Source organism: Cryobacterium tepidiphilum (assembly GCF_003716325.1).
In the GTDB taxonomy this organism is placed as follows: Bacteria; Actinomycetota; Actinomycetes; order Actinomycetales; family Microbacteriaceae; genus Cryobacterium; species Cryobacterium tepidiphilum.
On record NZ_RDSR01000011.1, the window covers coordinates 1 to 23,744 of the forward strand.

Genomic DNA, 23,744 nt, shown 5'->3' on the forward strand with positions numbered 1-23,744 from the left:
CTGCTCATGCAGTTCCAGGCCGACATCCTCGGCGTCCCCGTGATCCGCCCCGTCGTGGCCGAGACCACCGCCCTCGGCGCCGCATACGCCGCGGGCCTGGCCGTGGGCTTCTGGAGCGGACTGGACGACCTCCGCCAGAACTGGCAGGAAGACCAGCGCTGGGAACCCCAGATGGACGACGCCGAACGCGACCGGCTCCTGCGCAACTGGAAAAAAGCCGTCACCAAAACCCTCGACTGGGTCGACGACGACGTCGTGTGAGCCGCAGAACGCGCCGCTAGGCCCCCAGCGGGGCCTTCGCCGCCTCCACCCACGCAGCGAGCTTGGCCGTGGCCGCGCCCGAGTCGATCGCTTCCGCGGCAACGGCCATCTTGCTGCGGAACCGGTCGAGGATGGCGACCTGCACCTGGCTGGGGTCGTTGGCCAGGTCGTATGCGACGAGTCCGGCCGCGGCGTTCAGCAGCACGATGTCACGGACCGGCCCCGTCTCTCCGCCGAGGACGGCGCGCGCGACGGCGGCATTGTGACCCGCGTCGCCACCGATGAGGTCGGTGATCCGAGCCCGCTTGATGCCCAGGTCGCGCGGGTCGATGTCGTGCTCGGTGACGAGCCCCCGCGAGACCTCCCACACGTGGCTGTGGCCCGTGGTGGTGAGCTCATCGAGTCCGTCGTCACCGCGGAAGACCAGTGCGGTGGCCCCCCGGGTCTGGAACACCCCGACGAAGAGCGGCACCCGTTCCAGACTGGCCACCCCCACAGCGGATGCTTCGGGACGTGCCGGATTGCACAGCGGCCCGAGGTAGTTGAAGACGGTCGGAACGCCGAGCTCGGCGCGAGTGGCGCCCGCGTGGCGGAATCCCGGGTGGAAGGCTGCGGCGTACGCGAAGGTGATTCCCGCACGCTCGAGCACCGCGGCGACCGCATCGGGGGTCAGCGTGAGATCGATGCCGAGTGCCGCCAGCACGTCAGACGACCCGGACGCCGAGCTGGCCGCACGGTTCCCGTGCTTGATCACCGGCACGCCGGCCGCGGCGCAGACGATCGACGCCATGGTCGATACGTTGACCGTGCCCTGCCGGTCGCCTCCGGTTCCGACGATGTCGAGCGCCATCGGATCAACCGGCAGCGGAAGCGCGTGCTCGAGGATCGCGTCGCGGAAGCCGACGATCTCATCGACCGTCTCCCCCTTGGCCGCCAGCGCCACGAGGAACGCACCCAGCTGCGACGGGGTCACGTCTCCCAGCATGACCTGCTCCATGCTCCACGCCGCATCCGCAACGCTCAGGTCCTCCCCCTTGAGCAGCGCAGTGAGGACATTGGGCCAGGACTGGGATTCAAGCATGACCACAATCTTAATCTCACCGGCCGACACGCCCGCCCCAGACCCTTCTTCCTCCCCACCGGCACCCTCCCTTCCGTGGTATCGGCGGGGACTGGCACGGCCGAATGGGAAAAACCTGTGCGGAGTTCGGCCATAATGGAGGAGTGACGAGCACCTCATTTACTCCTACGGCGAGTGCGCCCGTAGTGAACAGGCCCAACAGCGTGGCGGTGGGCACCATTGTCTGGCTGGGCAGCGAAGTCATGTTCTTCGCGGGTCTCTTCGCCATCTACTTCACCCTCCGGTCGACCTCCCCCGACCTGTGGCAGTTCGAGACGGCGAAGCACAACTTCCCGTACGCGCTCACCAACACGCTCATCCTGGTGGCCTCGTCGTTCACCTGCCAGTTCGGCGTGTTCGCCGCCGAGCGCCTGCAGGCCCGCTCCACCGGTCCGCGCCCCAGCCAGTGGGGCATGGTCGAGTGGTTCTTCCTCACCTACGCCCTCGGCGCAGTGTTCGTCTCCGGCCAGATCATGGAGTACGCCACCCTGGTCTCCGAGCACGTCTCGCTCTCATCGAACGCCTATGGCTCGGCCTTCTACCTGACCACGGGCTTCCACGGCATCCACGTCACCGCCGGACTCATCGCGTTCCTGCTGGTGATCGGGCGCGCGTTCGCGGTGAAGAACTTCGGACACAAGGAGGCGACGAGCGCCATCGTCGTCTCGTACTACTGGCACTTCGTCGACGTCGTGTGGATCGGGCTCTTCCTGGTCATCTACGTTCTCAAATAGGAATCAGGAGCGGAAACCTTCAGCATGCCAGAGAACAGAACCCCAACGCCCCCCAAGGCACGGAGCCGCAAGCCCCGCAAGACCGGCCGTCGTCATCCGCTGGCCAGCGTCGCACTGATCGCCATCGGCCTCTTGTTCACCGGCGGCGCCTACGCCGCCTTCAGCACCAGCACGGCCAGTGCGGCAACGGATGCCACGTCGCAGCAGACCATCGACGAGGGCCGCAAGCTCTTCATCGCCAACTGCGCCACCTGCCACGGAATGCAGGCCCAGGGCGCGGATGCCGGGCCGAGCCTCATCGGCGTCGGTGCGGCATCCGTCGACTTCCAGGTGGGCACCGGCCGCATGCCGATGGCCGCCCAGGGCCCGCAGGCCCTGCAGAAGCCGGTGCAGTTCAGCGATGAGGATGTCGCGGCGTTGGCCGCGTACATCGGCTCGCTCGCCCCGGGCCCGGCGATCCCCGAAGCACACGAGATCGACGGCGAAGGCGACGCCTCCGCCGGTGCGGAACTGTTCCGCATCAACTGCGCGATGTGCCACAACGTCGCGGGCGCCGGCGGCGCCCTCACCGAGGGCAAATTCGCGCCCTCGCTCGCGGAGACCAGCAGCAAGCACATCTACGAGGCCATGGTGACCGGCCCGCAGAACATGCCGGTGTTCAACAACCTGAACATCACGCCAGAAGGCAAGCGCGACATCATCACCTACCTGAAGTACCTGCAGACCCACCCGTCCCCCGGCGGCTACGAGTTGGGGAACTTCGGTCCGGTCTCGGAGGGCTTGTTCCTCTGGATCTTCGGCATCGGCAGCATTGTGGCGTTGACCGTGTGGATCACGGCCAAGTCCAACTGACGGTCATCCGGTTTGAAACAGCGCAAGAAGGAGAACAATGGCTAACGACGACACCAGCGGGAAGGACCTCACGGGAGTGACCCCGTCCGGTACCGCTCACGGGGAGGCCCCAGCCGGCACTGCCGTCGTCGCCCGTGACGCCTTTGAGAACCCCGGCTTCCCGCCCCACCGTCCCCGTGTCACCGACATCGACCCCAAGGCAGAACGGCGTGCGGAGCGGTGGGTCTACACCCTGTTCTACCTGTCGATCGTGGGCAGCATCTTCGCGATCGTCGCGTACATGGTCTTCCCGATCGACGCGGAGAACATCGCGTCGGTTCGCCGCAACAACCTCTTCATCGGCCTCGGCCTGGCCCTCGCCCTGCTGGCGATCGGCATCGGCGCCGTGCACTGGGGCAAAGCCCTCATGTCCGACCACGAGGGCATCGACGAGCGCCACCCCGTCCCCGGCACGCCGGAGACCCGGGCGCGCGCCGTGGAGATCTTCGAGCAGGCCAACACCGAGTCCGGCTTCGGTCGCCGCGCGCTCATTCGCAACAGCCTCATCGGCGCACTGATCGCGTTCCCGCTGCCGGCGGTCGTATTATTCCGCGGCCTCGGCCCGCAGGACGTCGACCCCGTGACGGAGCTCTCCCACACCATGTGGAAGAAGGGCACCCGCCTGGCGATCGACCCCACCGGCAACCCGATCAAGGCTGCCGATGTGACGCTCGGATCCGCGTTCCACGTGATCCCGGAGGGCCTGCAGGACCTGGAGCACGGCCTGCTCGAGGCCAAGGCCAAGGCGGTCGTCCTGCTGATGCGCCTGAAGCCCGAGGATCTCAACGAGCTCCCCGAGCGCAAGGGCTGGTCGTACGACGGCATCGTCGCGTACTCCAAGATCTGCACGCACGTCGGCTGCCCGGTGGCGCTGTACGAGCAGCAGACCCACCACCTGCTGTGCCCCTGCCACCAGTCGCAGTTCGATGTTGCCAACCACTGCGAGGTCATCTTCGGCCCGGCCGCGCGGCCGCTGCCGCAGCTGCCCATCACCGTCGACGCTGAGGGCTACCTGGTAGCCCAGAGCGACTTCCACGAACCTGTCGGCCCGAGCTTCTGGGAGCGTCATTGAGTACGACAACAACCGCGGCGCAGCCCGCGGTGAACACGAAATCCGGTGGCTTCACTGCGGCGGCCGCCAACTACCTCGACGAGCGCACGAGCGTCTCGACCGTCGTCAAGGAGCTCGGGCGCAAGATCTTCCCCGACCACTGGTCGTTCCTGCTCGGTGAGGTCGCCCTCTACAGCTTCGTGGTGATCCTGCTCTCGGGCTCGTTCCTCACGTTCTTCTTCCAGGCCTCCATGGCCGAGGTCGTGTACGACGGGTCGTACGTTCCGCTCAAGGGCATCGACATGTCCGCGGCCATGTCGTCGACCCTCGACATCTCGTTCGACGTGCGCGGCGGCCTCCTCATGCGGCAGGTCCACCACTGGGCGGCGCTCATGTTCGTGGCCTCCATCGGCCTGCACATGCTGCGCATCTTCTTCACGGGTGCGTTCCGCAAGCCGCGCGAGCTGAACTGGGTGATCGGCTTCGTGCTGTTCATCCTGGCCATGGCGGAGGGCTTCACCGGCTACTCGCTGCCGGACGACCTTCTCTCCGGCAACGGCCTCCGCATCATCGACGGCATGGTCAAGGGCATCCCCCTGGTCGGCACCTGGATCTCCTTCCTGCTCTTCGGCGGGGAGTTCCCGGGCAACGACATCGTGGGTCGCCTGTACACGCTGCACATCCTGTTGCTCCCGGCGATCGTCGTCGCCCTGATCGCGATGCACCTGCTGTTCGTGGTAGTGCACAAACACACCCAGTACCCGGCCGCCGGTCACACCAACCAGAACGTCGTCGGATATCCGGTCATGCCGGTCTACGCCGCCAAGGCCGGTGGATTCTTCTTCATCGTGTTCGGCGTGATCATGCTGATCGCGTCGCTGGTGACGATCAACCCGATCTGGAACTACGGCCCGTACGACCCCTCACCGGTCTCCGCGGGTACGCAGCCGGACTGGTACATCGGCTTCGCCGACGGCGCCCTGCGCCTGATCCCACCGCACCTCGAGTTCGTGTGGCTGAACCACACCTGGTCGTTCAACATTCTGATCCCGCTCGGCGTCATCGGCGTGTTCATCCTGCTCGTGATGGTTTACCCCTTCATCGAGGCCTGGATCACCGGCGACAAGCGTGAGCATCACCTGCTGGACCGCCCGCGGAACGCGGCCACGCGCACCGCGATCGGCGCCGCCGGCGTCTGGTTCTACGCCTCGTTGTGGGCGTCGGCCGCCTCGGACCTCATCGCCACGCACTTCCACCTGTCGATGGAGGGTGTCATCCACGCCCTGCAGATCTCGGCGGTCCTCGGACCGTTCGCGGCGTACTTCATCGCCAAGCGTGTCTGCCTCGCCCTGCAGAAGAAGGACCGCGAGATCGTGCTCCACGGCTTCGAGTCCGGCCGTATCGTGCGTCTGCCGGGCGGCGAGTACATCGAGGTGCACCAGCCGGTGAGCGAGTACGAGCGTTGGAAGCTCGTGAGCTACCCCGACTTCAAGCCGCTCATGATCCGGCCTGACGCCCGCGGGCGCATCAGCACCGGGCAGAAGGTGCGGGCCGGTCTGTCCCGCTGGTTCTTCGAGGACCGGATCGCTCCGGTCACCCGCACCGAGATCGAACGCGCCCACGGAGGCCACCACTAGAAGGCCGTGCCTTCCGGAGCGATCGGGCACCGATGTCCCTGCTGACCCTGTCAGAGTGGCTTCGGTGCCCGATCTGTTTTCAGGACCTCTCGCCCCGTCCCCCGCTCGCCCTGGCGTGCCCGTCCGGCCACGCGTTCGACGTCAACAAGCGGGGGTACGTGTCGCTGGCCGCGTCCGTCGGCAAGCTGCGCTACGACACGGCGGCGATGCTCGATGCCCGCGACGCGTTCCTGGCCACCGGGGCGTATGCGGCACTCCGCGAGGCACTGGCCTCCGCCCTCGCCGAGCGGTCACCACGGCGGATCGTCGACGTCGGGTGCGGCACCGGGTACTACCTGGACGGAGTGCTCTCCCGGCTCCCGTCGGCTGCCGCACTGGCGATGGACCTCTCCCCCGTCGCCGTGACCCGCGCCGTACGGAGATCGGAACGAATCGACGGACTCGTCGCGAACGTGTGGTCGCCGCTGCCCATTCGCGACGGCGCCGCGGATGCCGTTCTCAACGTCTTCGCGCCTAGGAACCCTTCTGAATTCCACCGGCTGCTGTCGGACGACGGCGTTCTCGCCGTCGTGATCCCCGGCGACGACCACCTGCAGGAGCTCCGTGACCGGGACCTGCTCATCGACGTCCAGCCCGGCAAGGGGCAGCAACTGGTCGAGTCACTCGGCACCGGCTTCGTCGTGGACGACGTGCGCGACATCCGTTCGACGCTCAGCCTCACCGGCACGGCCATCGAGTCGCTCGTTGGCATGGGCCCGTCGGCGCACCATCGGCCGGCTGGGCAGCCGGAGATACCCGACAGCTGTGACGTCACGGCGTCGTTCCGACTGTTCCTGCTCCGCCGCCAGGGTGTGTAGAGCCGCCCTAGGTCCACCCGTGAGATGCGGAGAATGCACACGAAGGCCAAGACCGTAACTCATCCCGCCGCCCGCCACTCCCCCGTGAGATCCGGAGAGGGGAACACGAAAGCGCCGGCGCCCGCGATGCGGGTGCCGGCGCCGAGGCGTCACACTGGGATCAGCGGGCGAACAGGCCCCGGTAATACTCGTAGACCCAGCCGACGAGGCTGACGATACCGACGGCCACCGCGATGAAGCAGATCCAGAACCCGGCTCCGAGGCCGAGGAACATCAGCGCCGCACTGCCGGCGAGGAGAATCGGCCACCAGCTCCACGGGCTGTAGAAGCCCACCTCGGGGTCGCCGTCGTCGATGTTGGCGTCGAGACGGTCCTCCGGCAGCTCCCCACCCTGGGCGCGGTGCACCTTGGCGAGGTAGAAGGCGATGAGTGCGCCCATGACACCGACGAGCACCAGGCCGAAGGTTCCGGCCCACTCCAGCACGCCGGTGTCGTAGTACGTCCACAGTCCGTAGCCGGCACCGACGACCACGAAGAAGACGAAGATGATCCAGAAGATATTGGCGTTGGCCTTCATTTACTTGACCTTCTCCGAGCTCGTGTCATACGTGGGCGAATCCGAAGCGTCCTTCGCGGGACCGACTCCGAGAGGGATGCCGACCTCGGGGTGGTTCAGGTCGAACGCGGGGCGCTCCGAGCGGATGCGCGGGATCGACGTGAAGTTGTGCCGCGGCGGCGGGCAGGAGGTCGCCCACTCGAGTGACGCCCCGTAGCCCCACGGGTCGTTCACGGTCACCTTGGGCGCGTGGCGGGCGGTGATGTACACGTTCAGGAAGAACGGGATCAGCGACACACCGAGGATCATCGCGCCGATCGTCGACAGCTGGTTCATCCAGGTGAACCCGTCGTCAGGCGAGTAGGTGGCGTAGCGACGGGGCATGCCCATGACGCCGAGCCAGTGCTGGATGAGGAACGTGGTGTGGAAGCCGATGAAGAGCAGCCAGAAGTGCCACTTGCCCAGTCTTTCGTTGAGCATGCTGCCGGTCCACTTCGGCCACCAGAAGTAGAAGCCGCTGAACATCGCGAAGACGACGGTTCCGAACACCACGTAGTGGAAGTGCGCGACGACGAAGTAGGTGTCGCTCACGTGGAAGTCGAGCGGGGGCGACGCCAGGATGACGCCGGTGAGCCCGCCGAACGTGAACGTGATCAGGAAGCCGAGCGCCCACAACATGGGCGTCTCGAACGTGAGCGAACCGCGCCACATGGTGCCGAGCCAGTTGAAGATCTTGAGCCCGGTGGGCACCGCGATCAGCATCGTCATCAGCGAGAAGAACGGCAGCAGCACGGAGCCGGTGACGTACATGTGGTGTGCCCACACGGTCACCGACAGGGCGGCGATCGAGATCGTGGCGTAGACCAGCGTCTTGTACCCGAAGATCGGCTTGCGGCTGAACGCGGGGAAGACCTCGGACACGATGCCGAAGAACGGCAGGGCGATGATGTACACCTCGGGGTGGCCGAAGAACCAGAACAGGTGCTGCCAGAGGATGGCGCCGCCGTTCGCCGCGTCGTAGATGTGCATATCGAAGATGCGGTCGCCGGCGGCGGCGAGGAGTGCGGCGGCCAGCACCGGGAAGGCCATCAGCACGAGGATCGAGGTGACCAGCGCGTTCCAGGTGAAGATCGGCATCCGGAACATGGTCATGCCGGGCGCGCGCATGGTGATGATCGTCGTGATGAAGTTCACACCACCGAGGATCGTGCCGAAACCGGAGAGGCCGAGGCCCACCATCCAGAGGTTTCCCCCGAGTCCGGGCGAGAAGGTGCTGTTGGCGAGCGGCTGATAGGCGAACCAGCCGAAGTCTGCGGCACCGTACGGGGTGAGGAAGCCGCCAACGGCGATCAGGCTGCCGAAGAAGAACAGCCAGAACGAGAACGCGTTCAGGCGCGGGAACGCCACGTCAGGGGCGCCGATCTGCAGTGGCATGAGCGCGTTGGCGAACCCGAAGAACAGCGGCGTCGCGAACATCAGCAGCATGATCGTGCCGTGCATGGTGAACAGCTGGTTGTACTGCTCCTTGGTCTGCACGACGCTCATGCCCGGCTCGAACAGCTGGCTGCGGATGATCAGGGCCATCACGCCGCCGAAGCAGAAGTACACGAACGACGTGAGCAGGTACATGTACCCGATGACCTTGTGGTCGGTCGACGTGATCCACCGAACGAGGATGTTGCCCTTCCGGCGCGCGGTCGGGGTGATTCCCACGGGGGGCCGGGTCTCCGCCGGTGCGGCGGTTGTGGTGGTGGTACTCATGGCTTACTTGCCCTCCTCGCTCGCGGGGCGCTGAATGCCTGGCAGGTTCTGGTTGCGGTCGTAGTTCTTGTCAAGCTGACCGACGTTGCCTTGCGCACGAAGCGTGTCGATGTAGGCGGCGTAGTCCTCGGGCGAGACCACCTTGACGTTGAAGAGCATCAGGGAGTGGTACTCGCCGCAGAACTCGGTGCACTTTCCGGCGTAGGTGCCGATGCGCTCCGGGATGACCGACATGTAGTTGGTCTTGCCCGGGATCACGTCTTTCTTGTACAGGAAGTCGATGATCCAGAAGGAGTGGACGACGTCGCGGGAGTCGAGTGCGAACTCGATCTTCTTGCCCACGGGCAGCACGAGCGTCGGGAGGTCTTCCTCGACGCGGGACCCGGGCTCGCCGCCGGTCTTCGGCTGCACCTGGATGCTTGAGGAGTACACGTTCTCGTTGACGTAGTTGAAGTCCCACGCCCACTGCTTCGCCATCACCTGGATCTTGACGTCCGGGTCGTCGAAGCGCGCCTCGATGGCCGCCTGGTCGCGCGCGGTGAACGAGAAGAAGCCGAGGACAAGGATGAGCGGCACGACCGTGTAGAAGATCTCGATCGGCATGTGGTAGCGCAGCTGCACGGGGAGCCCGGTCTGGCCCTTGCGACGGCGGTAGACCACCACAGCCCAGAGGATCAGCCCCCACGTGATGATCCCGACGACGAGGAGCACGATCCACGACGTCGTCCACAGGCCGGCGACGCGGTCGGTGTGGTTCGTCACGGCCGGCGCGCCAGCGTCTTCGAAGCCGGGGAGGAAGCCGTGGAGCTCGGTGGAGGTACACCCAGCCAGGACTATTGCTAACGTCGCTGCGATCGGAATTGCAGCCCATCGGAGACGGCGATTAGTGCGCACCGGTGACCTTTCGGAAGACTCGAGGGCACTTCTCAGGAAGTGCTGTGATCGGTTATCAGCCTACTCCGAGAGACGGGCGCTGTTGTGCACCTGCGGCGCCGTGCCGCGAGATCACCGGGGTCCGGGGCGCCGAAACGGCCGTGCGGCCCCGGTTCAGCGGATGCCTGCGGCGGTTTAACAACACTGGGAGACCGCCTGCTCCGGCGATCTCCCAGTGTCTCGTGCGAGTCGGGTCAGTGGAACGAGTCCCCGCACGCGCAGCTGCCGCCCGCATTCGGGTTGTCGATCGTGAAGCCCTGCTTCTGGATCGTGTCCTCGAAGTCGATCGTCGCGCCGTCCAGGTACGGCACGCTCATCTTGTCGACGATCACCTCGACGCCGTCGAAGTCCACGACCGCGTCACCGTCGAGCATCCGCTCATCGAAGTAGAGCTGGTAGATGAGCCCCGAGCATCCGCCGGGCTGAACGGCCACGCGCAGCCGCAGGTCGTCGCGGCCCTCCTGGTTCAGGAGACTGCGCACCTTCTCCGCCGCGGTGTCGGTCAGGCCGACCCGGTGGGCCGTGCTGGGCGCGCTGTTCTCGGTGATGGTGTCGGTCATGGTGCTCCTTGCCTGATTGCACGAGGGTTGCGTGAATTCTATCCCCTGCAACGCCGGGAATCAGCTGGGCATTCCCGAGTCGAGCCGGCCCAGGAACAGGGCCTCGGTGAGCACGGCGCGCTTGAACACGCCGAGGTGCAGCGACTCGTTGGGGCTGTGGGCGCGCGTGTCCGGGTCCTCCACGCCGGTGACCAGGATCTGCGCCTCGGGGAACACCTGCACGAGGTCGGCGATGAAGGGGATGGACCCGCCGATCCCGGTGTCGACGGGATCGCGGCCCCACGCATCCGCCATGGCGCGCCGCACCTCTGTCACCGCCCAGCCACTGGTGTCGACGAGGAACGGGTCGCCGAGGTCGACGTCCTCGATCTGCACCTGGGCACCGAACGGGGCGTGCCGGCGCAGGTGCGTCTCGATGGCGGCGAACGCGTCGGCCGCGGACTGGCCCGGTGCCACGCGGGCGCTGATGCGCACGCTGATCTCGGGGGCGAGCGTGTTGGAGGCGTTGGCGACGCTGGGGGCGTCGATGCCGGTCACGGTGAGGGAGGGCTGGGCCCAGATGCGGCTGAGGATCGCTCCCCGGCCGATGGGCGTCACGCCCTCGATGAGGGCGGCCTCCTCGGCGAGTCGGTCCTCGGTGTACTCGGGCGTCTCCTGCTCGTGCCGGGTGAGGCCGTCGACGGCCACCGAGCCGTCGGCGTCGTGCAGGGACGCGAGCAGCCGCACGGTCGCGAGCATGGCGTCGGGCACCGCTCCCCCGAACATGCCCGAGTGCGACGCGTGCTGCAGGGTGCGGACCGTGAGCTTGAACGTGACGTTCCCGCGCAGGCCGACCGTGAGCGCCGGCGTCTCGGTGTCCCAGTTGTCGGAGTCGGCGACGACGATCACGTCGGCGGCGAGGGCGTCGCGGTTCTCCTGGAGGAACGTGGCGAACGAGCGGCTGCCGAACTCCTCCTCCCCCTCGATGAACAGGGCGAGTCCCAGGTCGATCTCGCCGGCGACCTCGGCCAGCGCACGAAGCGACGCGATGTGCGCCATCACGCCCGCCTTGTCGTCGGCCGCGCCCCGGCCGTAGAGCCGGTCTCCGCGCACAGTCGGCTCGAACGGCTTGGACTCCCACAGCTCGTCGGCGCCGGGCGGCTGCACGTCGTGGTGCGCGTAGAGCAGCACCGTCGGCCGGCCGTTCCGCGCCGCGCGCGTGGCCAGCACAGCAGGCTGACCGAGCTCATCGCTTCCGGGGATGCCCGCCTGCCGGACCTCCACGGTGTCGAAGATCCCGAGCCCGCGGGCCAGGTCTGCAACCGCCGCCGCGCTGGCGGCCACCGCGGACCGGTCGAAGGCCGCCCACGACACGGAGGGGATGCGCACGAGGTTGCAGAGATCGGCGATCGTGCCGGGCAGTCCCAGCTCCACCGCGCTCCTCAGCTCGTCGTCCCGGCCCGTGCCCTCGGTTCCGTTCCCGGCTCTGTCGTCTGTCCGTTGCTGCTGCGTCATGCGGCTAATCTTAAAGGAACCGATTCCAAGGACATGATGTGGCAAAGCAACCTGTGAAGCCCGACACGAGCGCGCTGACCGAGACACCAGAGCAGACGGCCGCCCGGCTCGCCGCCGCGACGACCGCCGGCAAGGGCGCCCCGACGCCCACCCGCAAGCAGCAGGAAGCTGCCCGCAAGCGACCGCTGGTTCCGGACGACCGCAAGCTCGCCGCCAAGCAGGCGCGCGCCAAGGCCGCCGAGGCCCGGGAGAAGGCCCGCCTCGGCATGGCCTCCGGCGATGAACGGTACCTGCCGATGCGTGATCGCGGTCCGCAGAAGCGTTTCGTGCGGGACTACGTCGACGCCCGCTTCAATGTGGGCGAGTTCATGATCCCCGTCATGTTCGTGATCATCGTCCTCACCATGTTCCCCGACCCGCGCGTGCAGGTCTACGGCATCCTCTTCCTCTGGACGTACTTCATCGTCTCGGTGATCGACTGCGTCCTCCTGGGCTTCCGGCTCACCCGCAAGGTGGAGCAGCGCTTCGGTTCCGGCAAGGCCGAACGCATCCGCTGGTATGCGGCCATGCGTGCGCTGCAGCTTCGCCTCATGCGGATGCCGCGGCCGCAGGTCAAGCGCGGACAGTTCCCGGCGTAGCGGCTCCGCGCCGGTCCGCATCAGGTGCGGGCGAAGGCTCCTGCCCGCACGAGCGGCACCCGTAGTTCCTCGTCGGTGAGCGCGCCGTGCTGGCCCACCATGCGCTGGGCTGACGTGTTGGCGTCCCGCGAGTCGTAGTAGGCCACGCGCTTGCGGGCGGACACAATGACGTCGCCGATGCGCGGGCGCACGGCGTCGTCGACCTCGCCGAACAGTCCGGCGCCGATGGCCTCGTCGCGCGTCATCACCCAGGCGCGCTCTCCCTCGACCGCGCGCCACGCGGTGGCCACGGCCTCGCCGCTCACGCCGGGCTCGAGGTAGAGCTGCAGGCAACGCGGGTCACCCCCGACATGCCGCACCCCGGCGACGAGTTCGGGAACCGTGTCGAAGAGGACGTGCTTCTCGGCCGGCACATCGAGCACCCCGTGATCGGCGGTGACCAGGAGCCCCTCGTCGGCGGCGAGGCCCGCCGCGAACCGGGACAGCTCGCCGTCGACGGCCTCCAGCTCCGCGAGCCAGCGATCGGACTCCCAGCCCCGAGCATGCGCGGCGACGTCGAGTTCCGCCACGTAGAGGTAGACCAGAACCCGGTCGTGGGTGCGGAGGATCCGCCGCGCGGCGTCGAAGCGGTCCGCAAGCGATTCGGCGGGGACGTACTCGCTGCCGCGCAGGACGGCCCGCGTGAAGCCGGAGCCCGCGAACCGGGGGGCGCCGACGGAGAAGCTCGCAATCGCTTCCTGCCGGGCCTGCTCGAACACTGTGGGCATCCGTTGCCACACGCCCGGGTCCATCCCGTCGTCCCAGCCGGTGAGCTGGTTGACCGTGCGGTCGCCGGCGGCGTCGAGCACGCGGTAGCCGACGAGCCCGTGCCGGCCCGGCTCGACGCCCGTCGTGAGCGTCGCGATGCCGGCGGCGGTGGTGGCCGGGAAAACGCTCTCGATCACGCTGCGCCGATCCATCCTGGAGGACAGGAACCGGGCATGGCCGGCCCGCGCCCTGATGGCGCTCGCACCCAGTCCGTCCACCAGGACGACCACCGCCTTGGCGACCGCGGGAAGGCCCAGCGGGTTCGCGCGTCCGGACATCGCGGCGAGGCAACTGGGCAGGACATCCGCAAGGCGCAGGGCGCTGAATGCGCGGGCCGGTAGCATGGGTGGCATCGACTACCAGTGTTCCACAGTCGTTCAGGCCTCCGATCGACCGCGCGCGAGACTGCGCGCTCCAGCAGAATTCACGAATGAGCCGCTCAGACACCACGAAACCAGCCTCCGCGGGCGCCGTCGTCCCTGCCGCCGAACGCATCGAAGACGTCGACGTCTCGTCGGAGATGCAGGGATCGTTCCTGGAGTACGCGTACTCGGTCATCTACTCCCGGGCGCTGCCCGACGCGCGCGACGGCCTGAAGCCGGTGCAGCGCCGCATCCTGTACCAGATGAGCGAGATGGGACTTCGGCCCGACCGCGGTCACGTCAAGTCGGCCCGCGTCGTCGGCGAGGTCATGGGAAAGCTGCACCCGCACGGCGACACGGCGATCTATGACGCCCTGGTGCGCCTCGCGCAGGCGTTCACGTTGCGCGTGCCGCTCATCGACGGCCACGGGAACTTCGGCTCGCTCGACGACGGCCCGGCCGCCCCGCGGTACACGGAGGCCCGGCTCGCCGCGGCGGCCCTGGCCATGACCGAGAACCTCGACGAGGACGTCGTCGACTTCGTGCCGAACTACGACAACCAGCTCACCCAGCCCGACGTGCTTCCCGCGGCGTTCCCGAACCTGCTCGTGAACGGCGCCAGCGGCATCGCCGTGGGCATGGCGACCAACATGGCGCCGCACAACCTCGTCGAAGTGATCGGTGCGGCCCGCCACATTCTCGCCCACCCCGATGCGACGCTCGATGAGCTCATGGAGTACGTGCCCGGCCCCGACCTTCCCACCGGTGGCACGATCGTCGGCCTCGCGGGCATCAAGGATGCCTATGCCACCGGGCGCGGCAGCTTCAAGACCCGCGCGCGCGTCTCCGTCGAGGCGATCACGGCCCGCAAGACCGGCCTCGTCGTGACCGAGCTGCCCTACCTCGTCGGCCCCGAGAAGGTGATCGAGAAGATCAAGGACGGCGTGAACTCCAAGAAGCTCAGCGGCATCTCGGACGTCACCGACCTCACCGACCGCACCAAGGGCCTCCGCCTGGTCATCGGCATCAAGACCGGGTTCAGCCCGGTGGCCGTGCTCGAGCAGCTCTACAAGGTCACCCCCCTCGAGGACTCGTTCAACATCAACGCCGTCGCGCTCGTGGACGGCGGCCCGCAGACCCTGGGCCTCCGGGAACTGCTGCTGGTGTACGTCGACCACCGCATCCAGGTGGTGACGCGCCGCTCTGCCTGGCGCCTCGCCCGCAGGAAGGAACGGCTGCACCTGGTCGAGGGACTGCTCATCGCGATCCTCGACATCGACGAGGTGATCCAGGTCATTCGCGGCAGCGACGACACCGCGCAGGCCAGGGCGCGCCTGATCGAGGTGTTCGACCTCAGCCAGGTGCAGGCCGAGTACATCCTCGAGCTGCAGCTGCGCAGGCTCACGCGGTTCTCCCGCATCGAGCTGGAGGCCGAACGCGACAAGCTGCGCGCCGAGATCGAAGAGCTCGAAGCCCTGCTCGGCAGCCCCCAGGCGATCCGCACGCTCGTCTCCGACGAACTCGCGGCCGTCGCCGACCGGTTCGGCACCCCGCGGCGGACCGTGCTCACCGAGGCGAAGCCGAGCATCGCCGGCGCCGGGGCGAAGAAGGCCGCGGCGCTCGAGGTGCAGGACACCGCGACCCGCGTGTTCCTGAGCGCCACCGGCCGGATCGCGCGCGTCGACCTCACCGCCGGCGAAGTGGAGGTCGGCGAGTCCGGCGCCCCGCGCATGAGCCCGGTGGTGAGGCGAAGCAAGCACGACGCCATCCGTTCGGTCATCGACACCACTAGCCGCACCGAGATCGGCGCGGTGACCAGCCTCGGCCGGCTCATCCGCTTCTCCCCCGTCGACCTGCCCGTCATGCCGCCCGCATCCATCCAGCTGGCCGCGGGCGTGCGGGTGGCCGACTACCTCGCGCTGCCCAACCGCCAGGAGCACGTGCTCGCGCTGGTCTCGCTGCAGTCCGACCGGGCCATCGCCCTCGGCACCCGCGACGGCGTCGTCAAGCGCGTCACGCCCGGCGACTGGGCCAACAAGCCCGACTTCGAGATCATCGGGCTGAAGCCCAAGGACGAAGTCGTGGGCGCCGTACAGGGCGGCGACGACGACGAGCTGGTGTTCGTGACGACGGATGCGCAGCTGCTGCGCTTCGCGGCCGACTCCGTGCGGCCGCAGGGACGCGGTGCCGGCGGCATGGCCGGCATCCGCCTGGCACCCGGCGCCGCGGCGATCTTCTTCTCCAGTATCCCGAGGGACCCGGCCGGCGAGGTCGTCGTCGTCACCGTCGCGTCGTCGAGCGGCGTGCTGCCCGGCACCGACCCGGGCAGCGCCAAGGTGTCCGACTTCGCGGAGTTCCCGGCGAAGGGCCGCGGCACGGCGGGCGTGCGGTCGCACCGCTTCCTGAAGGGCGAGGACGCGCTCGCCCTGGCCTGGGTGGGACAGGCGCCGGCGCGACCGGTGAGTCCCGAGGGCGCCCCGCGCACCCTGCCGGAGGCCGGGGCCAGGCGCGACGCGTCCGGCACTCCCCTCGACGCCGTCATCGGCGCGCTCGGCGCCTCGATCGCGTAGCGCCGCAGCCGTTTAAACTCTCCCCCGCTGCGCGAGTGCGCGCATCGTGTCGCCTCCGCATGGGAAGGGGCGGCAGAAACCACGCACTCGCGGAGGAAGCCGCTACACGTCGATGCGGTCCCGGCCGAGCTTGTCGGAGCTTTCGATGAGGAATTCCTTGCGCGGCGCCACGTCGTTGCCCATCAGGAGTTCGAAGACCTTGCCGGCCATCTCGGCGTCCGGTACCTGCACCCGGCGGAGCGTCCGATGCGACCGGTCCATGGTCGTGAGCGCCAACTGGTCGGCGTCCATCTCCCCGAGTCCCTTGTAGCGCTGGATCGGGTCCTGGTAGCGCTTGCCGGTTCGCTTCAGCCCGGCGAGGACGCCCTGCAGTTCGGCCTCCGAGTAGGTGTAGATGGTCTCGTTCGGCTTGCTGCCGGGATTCATCACGACCACCCGGTGCAGCGGGGGCACGGCCGCGAACACCCGGCCCTCCTCGATCATGGGCCGCATGTACCGGAAGAACAGCGTCAGCAGCAGGGTGCGGATGTGCGCGCCGTCGACGTCGGCGTCGCTCATGATGATCACCTTGCCGTAGCGGGCCGCCGACAGGTCGAAGCTGCGGCCGGAGCCGGCTCCGATGACCTGGATGATCGACGCGCACTCCGCGTTCGAGAGCATGTCCGAGACGGATGCCTTCTGCACGTTGAGGATCTTGCCGCGGATGGGCAGCAGCGCCTGGTGCTCGCTGTCGCGGGCGAGCTTGGCCGTTCCGAGCGCCGAGTCGCCCTCAACGATGAAGAGTTCACTCAGTGCCACGTCGCTGCTGCGGCAGTCGACGAGCTTCGCCGGGAGTGAGGAGCTCTCCAGTGCGTTCTTGCGCCGCTGGGTCTCCTTGTGCGCCCGCGCCGAGATGCGGGACTTCATCTCCGCGACGACCTTGTCGAGAAGGAGCGCGGTCTGCGCCTTGTCGTCGCGCTTCGTCGACGCGAACCGCTCCTTGAGCGCCTTCGAGACGACCGAGGTGACGATGGCGCGCACGGCCGGCGTGCCCAGGATCTCCTTCGTCTGCCCCTCGAACTGCGGCTCAGGAAGGCGCACGGTGATCACGGCGGTGAGACCGGCGAAGATGTCGTCCTTCTCGAGTTTGTCGCTGCCGGCCTTCAGGCGCCGTGCGTTCTGCTCCACCTGCGACCGCAGCACCTTCACCAGTCCCTGGTCGAAACCGGCCTGGTGCGTGCCGCCCTTCGGCGTGGCGATGATGTTGACGAAGCTGCGGGTCACGGTCTCGTACCCGGTGCCCCAGCGGAGGGCGACGTCCACCTGGCACTCACGCTCGAGTTCGGTGGCGACCATGGCGCCCGTCGGCGAGAGCACCGGCACGGTCTCGCTGAATGTCCCCGTGCCGGTGAGGCGCCAGGTGTCGGTGATCGCCGCGTCTCCCGCGAGATGGTCCACGAATTCCGAGATGCCGCCCTCGAACGAGAACGTCTCCTGCAGCGGCTCCTCCCCGCGCTCGTCGTCGATGCTGATCGACAGGCCAGGCACCAGGAACGCGGTCTGGCGGGCGCGGGAGAGCAGGTCGTCCACCTGGAAGGCTGTGCCGCGGGTGAAGATCTGCCGGTCGGCCCAGTAACGGATGCGGGTGCCGGTGACGCCCTTGGCGACCTTGCCCACCACGCGCAGTTCGCTCTGGTTCTCGAACGGAGTGAACGGGGAGTCGGGGCTCTTCCGCCCGTCCGCGTCGGCGAAGATGCCCGGCTCGCCGCGGTGGAAGGACATGGCCCAGGTCTTGCCGCCCCGGTCCACCTCGACATCGAGGCGCTCCGAGAGGGCGTTAACGACGGACGCGCCCACGCCGTGCAGGCCGCCGGAGGCAGCGTACGATCCCCCGCCGAACTTCCCGCCGGCGTGCAGCTTGGTGAAGACGACCTCCACACCGGAGAGGCCGGTCTTGGGTTCGATGTCGACAGGGATGCCACGGGCCGAGTCGCGCACCTCCACGCTGTCGTCGGGGTGCAGCACGATGTCGATCCGCTCGCCATGGCCGCCGAGCGCCTCGTCGACGGAGTTGTCGATGATCTCCCAGAGGCAGTGCATGAGGCCCCGGGAGTCGGTCGAGCCGATGTACATTCCCGGTCGCTTGCGGACGGCCTCGAGGCCCTCCAGGACCGACAGGTGGCGCGCGGAATAGTCAGAACTCACAACAGCCAAGGTTACTAAGCCGTTGGGCTCCGCCCTGACCGACACCCGGCGGCGCCCTACGCGTACAGCGAAATACCGGGCCCAGCGGTCGCTATGTCACCGGAAGCGTGTTTACATTGTGGAGCAAGCAGTACAGGAAGAATTCTGGAGGAGGAGCACATGTCCCAGCTCAATGCCCATCAGGGTGCTGTCGACGCACTCGGCACCGCCGAAATCGACTCCCCCCAGCTCACCGCCGCCGACCGCTGTGACGCCTGCGGCGCGCAGGCGTACATCCGTGTCGTCGTGAACAACAGCGAATTGCTCTTCTGCGCCCACCACGGTCGCAAGCACCAGGAGAAATTGGCCGCCATCGCACAGAGCTGGCATGACGAATCCGCTCGCCTGTTCGAGGAACAGCGGGCCTGACCCCACGTGACTGCCCGGTAGCGTCTGTTACTCGGCAGGGAGCTTGAGCCGCACGGCAACCTGGTTGCGTGCGGCTCTCGCTGTTTCATCGACCGCGTCGGATCGTGCGCCGGGAACGTAGTCGGAGCCGCGGCGGGCCAGCGCGAGCCGGAGCAGGTGATCTGCCAGGCCGGGGTTCCGTGCCAGCACCGGTCCGTGCAGATGCGTTCCGAACACGTCGCCCATGACGAGGCCCTCCTGGCCGTTCCCGTTGCCGGTGCCGGCGAGCACCCGGCCCAGGGGTGAGCCTTCCGCCCCGACGTAGTGGCGGGAGTGGTTCTCGAACCCGATCAGTCGGCCGTACTTCGACTTCACGGCGAGGTCGTCGGCGATGCGCGCGGGGGCGGGAACGGCCCGGCCGGCGACCAGCCCGATCCCCTCGACGACACTCCCGTCGGCGAGGTCGATGCCGACGCCCAGGAGTTCCCAGCCGGTTCCGACGGCCAGCAGCGGGACGCCCGCCGTGACCAGTTCGCGCAGCCGGTCGGCCATGGGCAGCAGGGCCGCACGGGCGGCCGGGAGGGCCGCGTCGCTGCCCGAGCCGATCACGATGATGTCGGCCGACGCCGGGAGGGCGTCCCCCGGCGCGACGTCGAGGACGACCGCGTCGAACCCGGCCCACCGGGCGCGCTGGGCGAGGACCCTGGCGTTCGCGGCGTCGCCGTTGGTGTCCTGGAGGCCTGGCAGCAGGGAGACGATGGTCAGTGTGTCGGTCACGCCGGCTCCTCGATGTTGCTGGTCAGGCCCAGGTGCGCCCGCGTGCGGCGCATGGAGTCGGCCGAGAAGACGATGGTCTTGAGGCCCGTGGCCGGGTCGGGAAGTGCCAGGAAGTCGTCGAGTGCGCGGCCGAGGTCGGGCTCCACGCGCTCCACGTCGACGTCGTCGTAGGCGAGCTGCAGGGCGATGTCGTGGGCCTTGGATCCGGATGCGATGAGCACCCGCCCCAGGCGTGACGTGTCGACCGGCCAGAAGTAGGAGGGATCCCGGACGTCGGAGCCGAGCGCCACGAGCAGCTGCTCGGTGTGCGCGTCGAGGCTGTCGAGGTTGAGCTGGAAGCTCGCCGGGTTCTGCACGAGCACGAATTCGACGGTGCGACCCCGCACGGTGACGATCTCGCCCCGGCCGAACACCGGGGGAATGCGGGAGACGGCGTCGGCGGCGACGGATACGTCGAACTCCTCCCCCAGCACCGCCCGCGCGGTCGCCAGGGCCGCCACGGCGTCCACCGCGTAGTGCACGCCACGAGCCGGCAGGGCCACCTCGTGCGCGGCTCCGTCGAGGCTCACGGTCGCCTCACGTCCGTCGACGCGGGTGAGCACGACGCCGTCGCCCGGCGTCAGCCGGGCGGGGGCGGTGCGGGAATACCCAAGGCCCCGCGGGGACCCGGCGAGGACGTCGGCGGACACACCGAAGCGCTCGACGCGCGCGTGCCCGGCAAGGCCTGCGGCGACCCCGTTCAGGTAGTCGTCATCCGCGTTGATCACCACGGCATCCGTCGCCCGGTTCGCGATCTTCGCGAGCATCGCCGCGACCATCTCCGAGTCGTGGAACCGGTCGATCTGGTCGACCATCACGTTCGTGAGGGTGACGACGCTGGGAGTGAGGCGCGCGGAGATCAGCGCCCCGTGCCCCTCGTCCATCTCGAGCACGGCGATGTCGCCGTGGATGCGCCCGGCCAGGCTCACCCGTTCCAGGAGCGCGGATGTGAGTCCCTGGCTGATATTGGCCGTCGACTCGTTCGTGAAGACCTGCTTGCCGCTCGCGCGCAGCGCGGCGACGAGCATCTTCGTCGTCGTCGACTTGCCGCTCGAGCCGCTCACGATCACGAGCCCGCCGGGGAACCCGTTGAGGGTGTGCGCGAGGAAGCCCGGCGCAATCCGGTTGACGACGAGACCGGGAACGGCGGACCCGCCGCCGGGCTTCCGCCAGCGCGCAAGTCTCCTGACGATCCTGCCGATGAGGATCGCCGGCATGTAGCGCACGCGCGCCCCTTACTCGAGGTAGTCGCGCAGCGACTGGGACCGCGACGGATGCCGCAGCTTGGCCATCGTCTTCGACTCGATCTGGCGGATGCGTTCGCGGGTCACCCCGAACGTGTCACCGATCTGGTCGAGGGTCTTCGGCATGCCGTCCCCGAGCCCGAACCGCATCCGGATCACGCCCGCCTCCCGCTCGGAGAGCGAGTCGAGCAGGCTCTCCAGCTGCTTCTGCAGCATGGTGAAGCCCACGGCATCGGCGGGGACGACGGCTTCGGTGTCCTCGATGAGGTCGCCGAATTCGCTGTCGCCGTCTTCACCGAGCGGGGTGTGCAGGGAGATCGGCTCGCGGCCGTACTTCTGCACCTCGACGACCTTCTCTGGCGTCATGTCGAGTTCGCGCGAGAGCTCCTCGGGCGTGGGCTCGCGCCCCAGGTCCTGCAGCATCTGCCGCTGCACGCGGGCGAGCTTGTTGATGACCTCCACCATGTGCACGGGGATGCGGATGGTGCGGGCCTGGTCAGCCATGGCGCGGGTGATGGCCTGGCGGATCCACCAGGTGGCGTACGTCGAGAACTTGAAGCCCTTGGTGTAGTCGAACTTCTCGACGGCACGGATGAGCCCCAGGTTGCCTTCCTGGATCAGGTCGAGGAACTGCATGCCGCGACCGGTGTAGCGCTTGGCGAGGGAGACGACGAGACGGAGGTTCGCGCCCAGCAGGTGGCTCTTCGCCCGGGCGCCGTCCTTGGCGACCCACTGCAGTTCACGCCCGAGGGCGCTGCGCTTCTCGGCATCCGTCATGTGCGACAGCTTGTCTTCGGCGAACAGGCCCGCCTCGATGCGCATCGCCAGCTCGACCTCTTCGGCCGCGTTGAGGAGCGCGACCTTTCCGATCTGCTTCAGGTAGTCCTTCACCGGGTCGGCGGTGGCGCCCGTGATGGCCGTGGAGTAGACGGGGACCTCGTCGTCGTCGTCGACGAGCGACAGGACGAGTGCACCGGTGGGCAACGGCTCCACCGTCTCGGTGCTCTTGCCGTTCTCCTCCTCGGTCTCCTCCTCGTCGGTGGACTGGTCGTGCTTGTCCAGGTCGGCGGCGACCTCTTCGGTCTCGTCGACCGTTTCGTCGTCGTGCTCGTCGTCGGCCTTCGATTTCGACGCGGCGCGCTTGCGGGTCGCCGGCTTCTCAGCGGCAGCCTTCTTCTTCGCGGGCGTCTTCTTCGCCGCGGTCTTCGCCGGAGTCTTCTTCGCCGCCGGCTTGCTCTCGGTCACGTCGTCGGTGGTCTGCTCGGTCGCCTCTGATTTTGCGGTTGCCATTCGAACACCTCTCATGCAATCGTTGTGCGCGGGCAGCGCTCCCAAACGCTCGGGACTTTCCCGCGGTCACAGAGGGCTGGAACGGTCATTTGGGCAGTACTAAGACCCATGTCAAGTCCTGGATCCGCCAGGGGCGGAACCACGACCAGAACGGGTCTTGGAGTCAATTATTGCACGGTTTGCCCTGTGGGCGAGCCAGTGCGGGCACAGCGCCGGGTCAGCGCCGCCGCGACCGACGCTGCCATGCCCTGGAGAGTGCAACCCAGAGCGGGGCCACGGTTATTCCCTGATCGAGCGACAATTGCCGTCGTGTCTTCCGCCGTGCGCGCAGCAGGAACACCACGCCGAGGCCGATGACGAGGTACTGCACCGCGAAGGCGACGCGGAAGGCGTCGAGGGCATACAGGTCGCCGGCCGATCCCTGCGCGACGCGGGCGTTGTTCACCACGTCGAGGATCAGCCCGATGAGATACATCATGACGAAGCTCGCGGTGAAGCCGCCGACGTTCACGACGCCGTTGGCCGACCCGAGGGAGCGCTGGGGGTTGAACGTCCGCGCGAAGTCGAAGCCGATCAACGACCCCGGACCGCCCACGCCGATGACGACGAGCAGCAGCACGATGAGCCACACCGGCGGTTCCGTCGGCCAGAGGAGCACGACGGCCCAGGCGATGCCGATGGCCGTGACGATGCCGAGCACGATGTTGCTGCGGTGCAGCGGATGCCGGGCGGTCAGCACGCCGAGCACCGGGCCGAACACCATGCCGGCGCCGACGATCACGGTCAGCATCGCGGCGGCGAACGACGGCGGGTAGCCGAGGCCGTACACCATGAACGGGAAACCCCACAGCAGGCTGAACACGGTGCCCGAGGACTGCGTCACGTAGTGCGACCAGAAGCCCAGCTGCGTACCGGGCCGCTTGAAGGCCTGCCGGAGCTGCGCGAGCGCCGACGACAGCGTGGCTTCGCCGGCGGGCTCGGTGCTCTCCCCCGGCCGGTCGCGGATGGCGATGACGATCACGACCAGCGCGACGGCGGCGACGGATGCGGCGGAGCAGAACGCCGCCGTCCACCCCGAGATGTGCAGCACCCAGGCGAGGGGAACGGCGGAGAGCACCTGCCCGAGCTGGCCGATGTTTCCCATCCACTGCGAGAGCGGTGGAACCAGCCGGCCGGTGAACCACGAGTTGATGAGGCGGATCACCGAGATGAAGATGGTCGCGTCTCCCGCGCCGACGAGGATCCGCCCGATCACGGCGACGGTGATGGTCGGCGCGAAGGCGAGGGTGAGCTGCCCCACGACCATGAGGGCGGTGCCGCAGAGCATGAGGCGCCGCGGCCCGAACCGGTCGATAAGCACGCCGACCGGGATCTGCGCCGCGGCGTAGACGATGAGCTGGACGACCGCGAGGCTGGACAGCACGGCGGCGGATCCGCCGTAGCGTTCGGTGGCGGCGACGCCGGCGATGCCGAGCGACGTTCGCTGCAGGATCGCGGAGAGGTACGCGAACGACCCGAAGGAGAAGATCAGCCAGGATCGACGGGAGTTCACTCCGTCTAACCTAGCCGAACGGGTACGCCGGACCGGTCG

At 68.1% G+C, this 23,744-nt stretch carries 21 protein-coding genes; 9 read left to right on the forward strand and 12 right to left on the reverse strand.

Annotated elements, in window-relative coordinates; translation table 11 throughout:
- The coding region (locus EEJ31_RS07950; RefSeq protein ID WP_267897614.1) for an FGGY-family carbohydrate kinase at nt 1-261 on the forward strand (261 nt) is incomplete at its 5' end.
- A 16-nt stretch (nt 262-277) separates the two neighbouring features.
- On the opposite strand, the gene trpD is transcribed toward EEJ31_RS07950, so the two are convergent.
- Nucleotides 278-1,342, reverse strand: a complete 1,065-nt coding sequence (gene trpD, locus EEJ31_RS07955; RefSeq protein ID WP_123045858.1) for an anthranilate phosphoribosyltransferase — start codon at nt 1,340-1,342, stop codon at nt 278-280.
- A gap of 104 nt (nt 1,343-1,446) precedes the next feature.
- Between trpD and ctaE the strand changes: the two genes are divergently transcribed.
- The 5 genes from ctaE to EEJ31_RS07980 are packed head-to-tail and all read left to right on the forward strand — an operon-like array spanning nt 1,447 to nt 6,551.
- Nucleotides 1,447-2,115: an aa3-type cytochrome oxidase subunit III gene (gene ctaE / locus EEJ31_RS07960; RefSeq protein WP_123045778.1), complete on the forward strand. Its 669-nt coding sequence runs from the start codon at nt 1,447-1,449 to the stop codon at nt 2,113-2,115.
- A 24-nt stretch (nt 2,116-2,139) separates the two neighbouring features.
- The gene (qcrC, locus tag EEJ31_RS07965; RefSeq protein WP_123045779.1) at nt 2,140-2,967 is read left to right on the forward strand and encodes a cytochrome bc1 complex diheme cytochrome c subunit; all 828 of its coding nucleotides are present in this window, start codon (nt 2,140-2,142) and stop codon (nt 2,965-2,967) included.
- Between the two features lie 37 nt (nt 2,968-3,004).
- On the forward strand, nt 3,005-4,078 hold the full coding sequence (qcrA, locus tag EEJ31_RS07970) for a cytochrome bc1 complex Rieske iron-sulfur subunit (protein ID WP_123045780.1): 1,074 nt from the start codon (nt 3,005-3,007) through the stop codon (nt 4,076-4,078).
- Nucleotides 4,075-5,694 carry a cytochrome bc1 complex cytochrome b subunit gene (gene qcrB / locus EEJ31_RS07975; protein WP_123045781.1) on the forward strand — a complete coding sequence of 540 codons (1,620 nt, stop codon included), beginning with the start codon at nt 4,075-4,077 and terminating at the stop codon, nt 5,692-5,694. The genes qcrA and qcrB overlap by 4 nt, the downstream gene beginning before the upstream one ends.
- Before the next feature lie 32 nt (nt 5,695-5,726).
- Entirely contained in the window at nt 5,727-6,551 is an 825-nt protein-coding gene (locus EEJ31_RS07980; RefSeq protein ID WP_123045782.1) for a methyltransferase domain-containing protein, read from the forward strand.
- A gap of 160 nt (nt 6,552-6,711) precedes the next feature.
- Here EEJ31_RS07980 and EEJ31_RS07985 read toward each other — a convergent pair whose 3' ends face one another.
- The 5 genes from EEJ31_RS07985 to EEJ31_RS08005 form a co-directional block, all read right to left on the reverse strand.
- Entirely contained in the window at nt 6,712-7,128 is a 417-nt protein-coding gene (locus tag EEJ31_RS07985) for a cytochrome c oxidase subunit 4 (protein WP_123045783.1), read from the reverse strand.
- Nucleotides 7,129-8,868 (reverse strand): aa3-type cytochrome oxidase subunit I, encoded by a 1,740-nt coding sequence (ctaD, locus tag EEJ31_RS07990; RefSeq protein WP_123045784.1) that lies wholly within the window; start codon nt 8,866-8,868, stop codon nt 7,129-7,131.
- A 3-nt stretch (nt 8,869-8,871) separates the two neighbouring features.
- Nucleotides 8,872-9,762: an aa3-type cytochrome oxidase subunit II gene (gene ctaC / locus EEJ31_RS07995; protein ID WP_123045785.1), complete on the reverse strand. Its 891-nt coding sequence runs from the start codon at nt 9,760-9,762 to the stop codon at nt 8,872-8,874.
- Between the two features lie 233 nt (nt 9,763-9,995).
- Nucleotides 9,996-10,361, reverse strand: coding sequence for an iron-sulfur cluster insertion protein ErpA (erpA, locus tag EEJ31_RS08000; protein WP_123045786.1), 366 nt, complete (start codon nt 10,359-10,361; stop codon nt 9,996-9,998).
- 60 nt (nt 10,362-10,421) lie between these two features.
- Nucleotides 10,422-11,855 carry a dipeptidase gene (locus EEJ31_RS08005; protein ID WP_123045787.1) on the reverse strand — a complete coding sequence of 478 codons (1,434 nt, stop codon included), beginning with the start codon at nt 11,853-11,855 and terminating at the stop codon, nt 10,422-10,424.
- A 38-nt stretch (nt 11,856-11,893) separates the two neighbouring features.
- Here EEJ31_RS08005 and EEJ31_RS08010 point away from each other — a divergent pair, with 38 nt between their 5' ends.
- Nucleotides 11,894-12,493 (forward strand): DUF3043 domain-containing protein, encoded by a 600-nt coding sequence (locus EEJ31_RS08010; protein ID WP_123045788.1) that lies wholly within the window; start codon nt 11,894-11,896, stop codon nt 12,491-12,493.
- A 20-nt stretch (nt 12,494-12,513) separates the two neighbouring features.
- Here the strand turns inward: EEJ31_RS08010 and EEJ31_RS08015 are convergent, their stop codons facing one another.
- Nucleotides 12,514-13,653, reverse strand: a complete 1,140-nt coding sequence (locus EEJ31_RS08015; protein WP_199727306.1) for an alkaline phosphatase family protein — start codon at nt 13,651-13,653, stop codon at nt 12,514-12,516.
- A 77-nt stretch (nt 13,654-13,730) separates the two neighbouring features.
- Here EEJ31_RS08015 and EEJ31_RS08020 point away from each other — a divergent pair, with 77 nt between their 5' ends.
- The gene (locus EEJ31_RS08020; protein WP_123045790.1) at nt 13,731-16,232 is read left to right on the forward strand and encodes a DNA gyrase/topoisomerase IV subunit A; all 2,502 of its coding nucleotides are present in this window, start codon (nt 13,731-13,733) and stop codon (nt 16,230-16,232) included.
- A gap of 102 nt (nt 16,233-16,334) precedes the next feature.
- Here the strand turns inward: EEJ31_RS08020 and EEJ31_RS08025 are convergent, their stop codons facing one another.
- Nucleotides 16,335-18,416 (reverse strand): DNA gyrase/topoisomerase IV subunit B, encoded by a 2,082-nt coding sequence (locus tag EEJ31_RS08025; protein ID WP_199727307.1) that lies wholly within the window; start codon nt 18,414-18,416, stop codon nt 16,335-16,337.
- Nucleotides 18,417-18,575: 159 nt separating this feature from the next.
- Here EEJ31_RS08025 and EEJ31_RS08030 point away from each other — a divergent pair, with 159 nt between their 5' ends.
- On the forward strand, nt 18,576-18,824 hold the full coding sequence (locus EEJ31_RS08030; protein WP_123045792.1) for a DUF7455 domain-containing protein: 249 nt from the start codon (nt 18,576-18,578) through the stop codon (nt 18,822-18,824).
- Between the two features lie 27 nt (nt 18,825-18,851).
- Here the strand turns inward: EEJ31_RS08030 and EEJ31_RS08035 are convergent, their stop codons facing one another.
- From EEJ31_RS08035 to EEJ31_RS08050, 4 genes are all read right to left on the reverse strand, one after another.
- Nucleotides 18,852-19,580, reverse strand: coding sequence for a type 1 glutamine amidotransferase (locus tag EEJ31_RS08035; protein WP_158603926.1), 729 nt, complete (start codon nt 19,578-19,580; stop codon nt 18,852-18,854).
- Nucleotides 19,577-20,836 (reverse strand): MurT ligase domain-containing protein, encoded by a 1,260-nt coding sequence (locus EEJ31_RS08040; RefSeq protein WP_233563804.1) that lies wholly within the window; start codon nt 20,834-20,836, stop codon nt 19,577-19,579. Before EEJ31_RS08040 ends, EEJ31_RS08035 begins: the two co-directional genes overlap by 4 nt.
- Nucleotides 20,837-20,854: 18 nt before the next feature.
- A complete protein-coding gene (locus EEJ31_RS08045; protein ID WP_123045795.1) occupies nt 20,855-22,153 on the reverse strand; it encodes an RNA polymerase sigma factor in 1,299 nt (432 codons plus the stop codon).
- 217 nt (nt 22,154-22,370) lie between these two features.
- Entirely contained in the window at nt 22,371-23,705 is a 1,335-nt protein-coding gene (locus EEJ31_RS08050) for an MFS transporter (RefSeq protein WP_123045796.1), read from the reverse strand.
- Nucleotides 23,706-23,744: the final 39 nt, after the last annotated feature.

Coding starts and splice junctions, on each gene's coding strand:
- trpD (WP_123045858.1), bottom strand. CDS start 1,342: ATGCTTGAATCCCAGTCCTGGCCCAATGTCCTCACTGCGCTGCTCAAG.
- ctaE (WP_123045778.1), top strand. CDS start 1,447: ATGGGAAAAACCTGTGCGGAGTTCGGCCATAATGGAGGAGTGACGAGC.
- qcrC (WP_123045779.1), top strand. CDS start 2,140: ATGCCAGAGAACAGAACCCCAACGCCCCCCAAGGCACGGAGCCGCAAG.
- qcrA (WP_123045780.1), top strand. CDS start 3,005: ATGGCTAACGACGACACCAGCGGGAAGGACCTCACGGGAGTGACCCCG.
- EEJ31_RS07980 (WP_123045782.1), top strand. CDS start 5,727: ATGTCCCTGCTGACCCTGTCAGAGTGGCTTCGGTGCCCGATCTGTTTT.
- EEJ31_RS07985 (WP_123045783.1), bottom strand. CDS start 7,128: ATGAAGGCCAACGCCAATATCTTCTGGATCATCTTCGTCTTCTTCGTG.
- ctaD (WP_123045784.1), bottom strand. CDS start 8,868: ATGAGTACCACCACCACAACCGCCGCACCGGCGGAGACCCGGCCCCCC.
- erpA (WP_123045786.1), bottom strand. CDS start 10,361: ATGACCGACACCATCACCGAGAACAGCGCGCCCAGCACGGCCCACCGG.
- EEJ31_RS08005 (WP_123045787.1), bottom strand. CDS start 11,855: ATGACGCAGCAGCAACGGACAGACGACAGAGCCGGGAACGGAACCGAG.
- EEJ31_RS08015 (WP_199727306.1), bottom strand. CDS start 13,653: ATGCCACCCATGCTACCGGCCCGCGCATTCAGCGCCCTGCGCCTTGCG.
- EEJ31_RS08020 (WP_123045790.1), top strand. CDS start 13,731: ATGAGCCGCTCAGACACCACGAAACCAGCCTCCGCGGGCGCCGTCGTC.
- EEJ31_RS08030 (WP_123045792.1), top strand. CDS start 18,576: ATGTCCCAGCTCAATGCCCATCAGGGTGCTGTCGACGCACTCGGCACC.
- EEJ31_RS08040 (WP_233563804.1), bottom strand. CDS start 20,836: ATGCCGGCGATCCTCATCGGCAGGATCGTCAGGAGACTTGCGCGCTGG.
- EEJ31_RS08045 (WP_123045795.1), bottom strand. CDS start 22,153: ATGGCAACCGCAAAATCAGAGGCGACCGAGCAGACCACCGACGACGTG.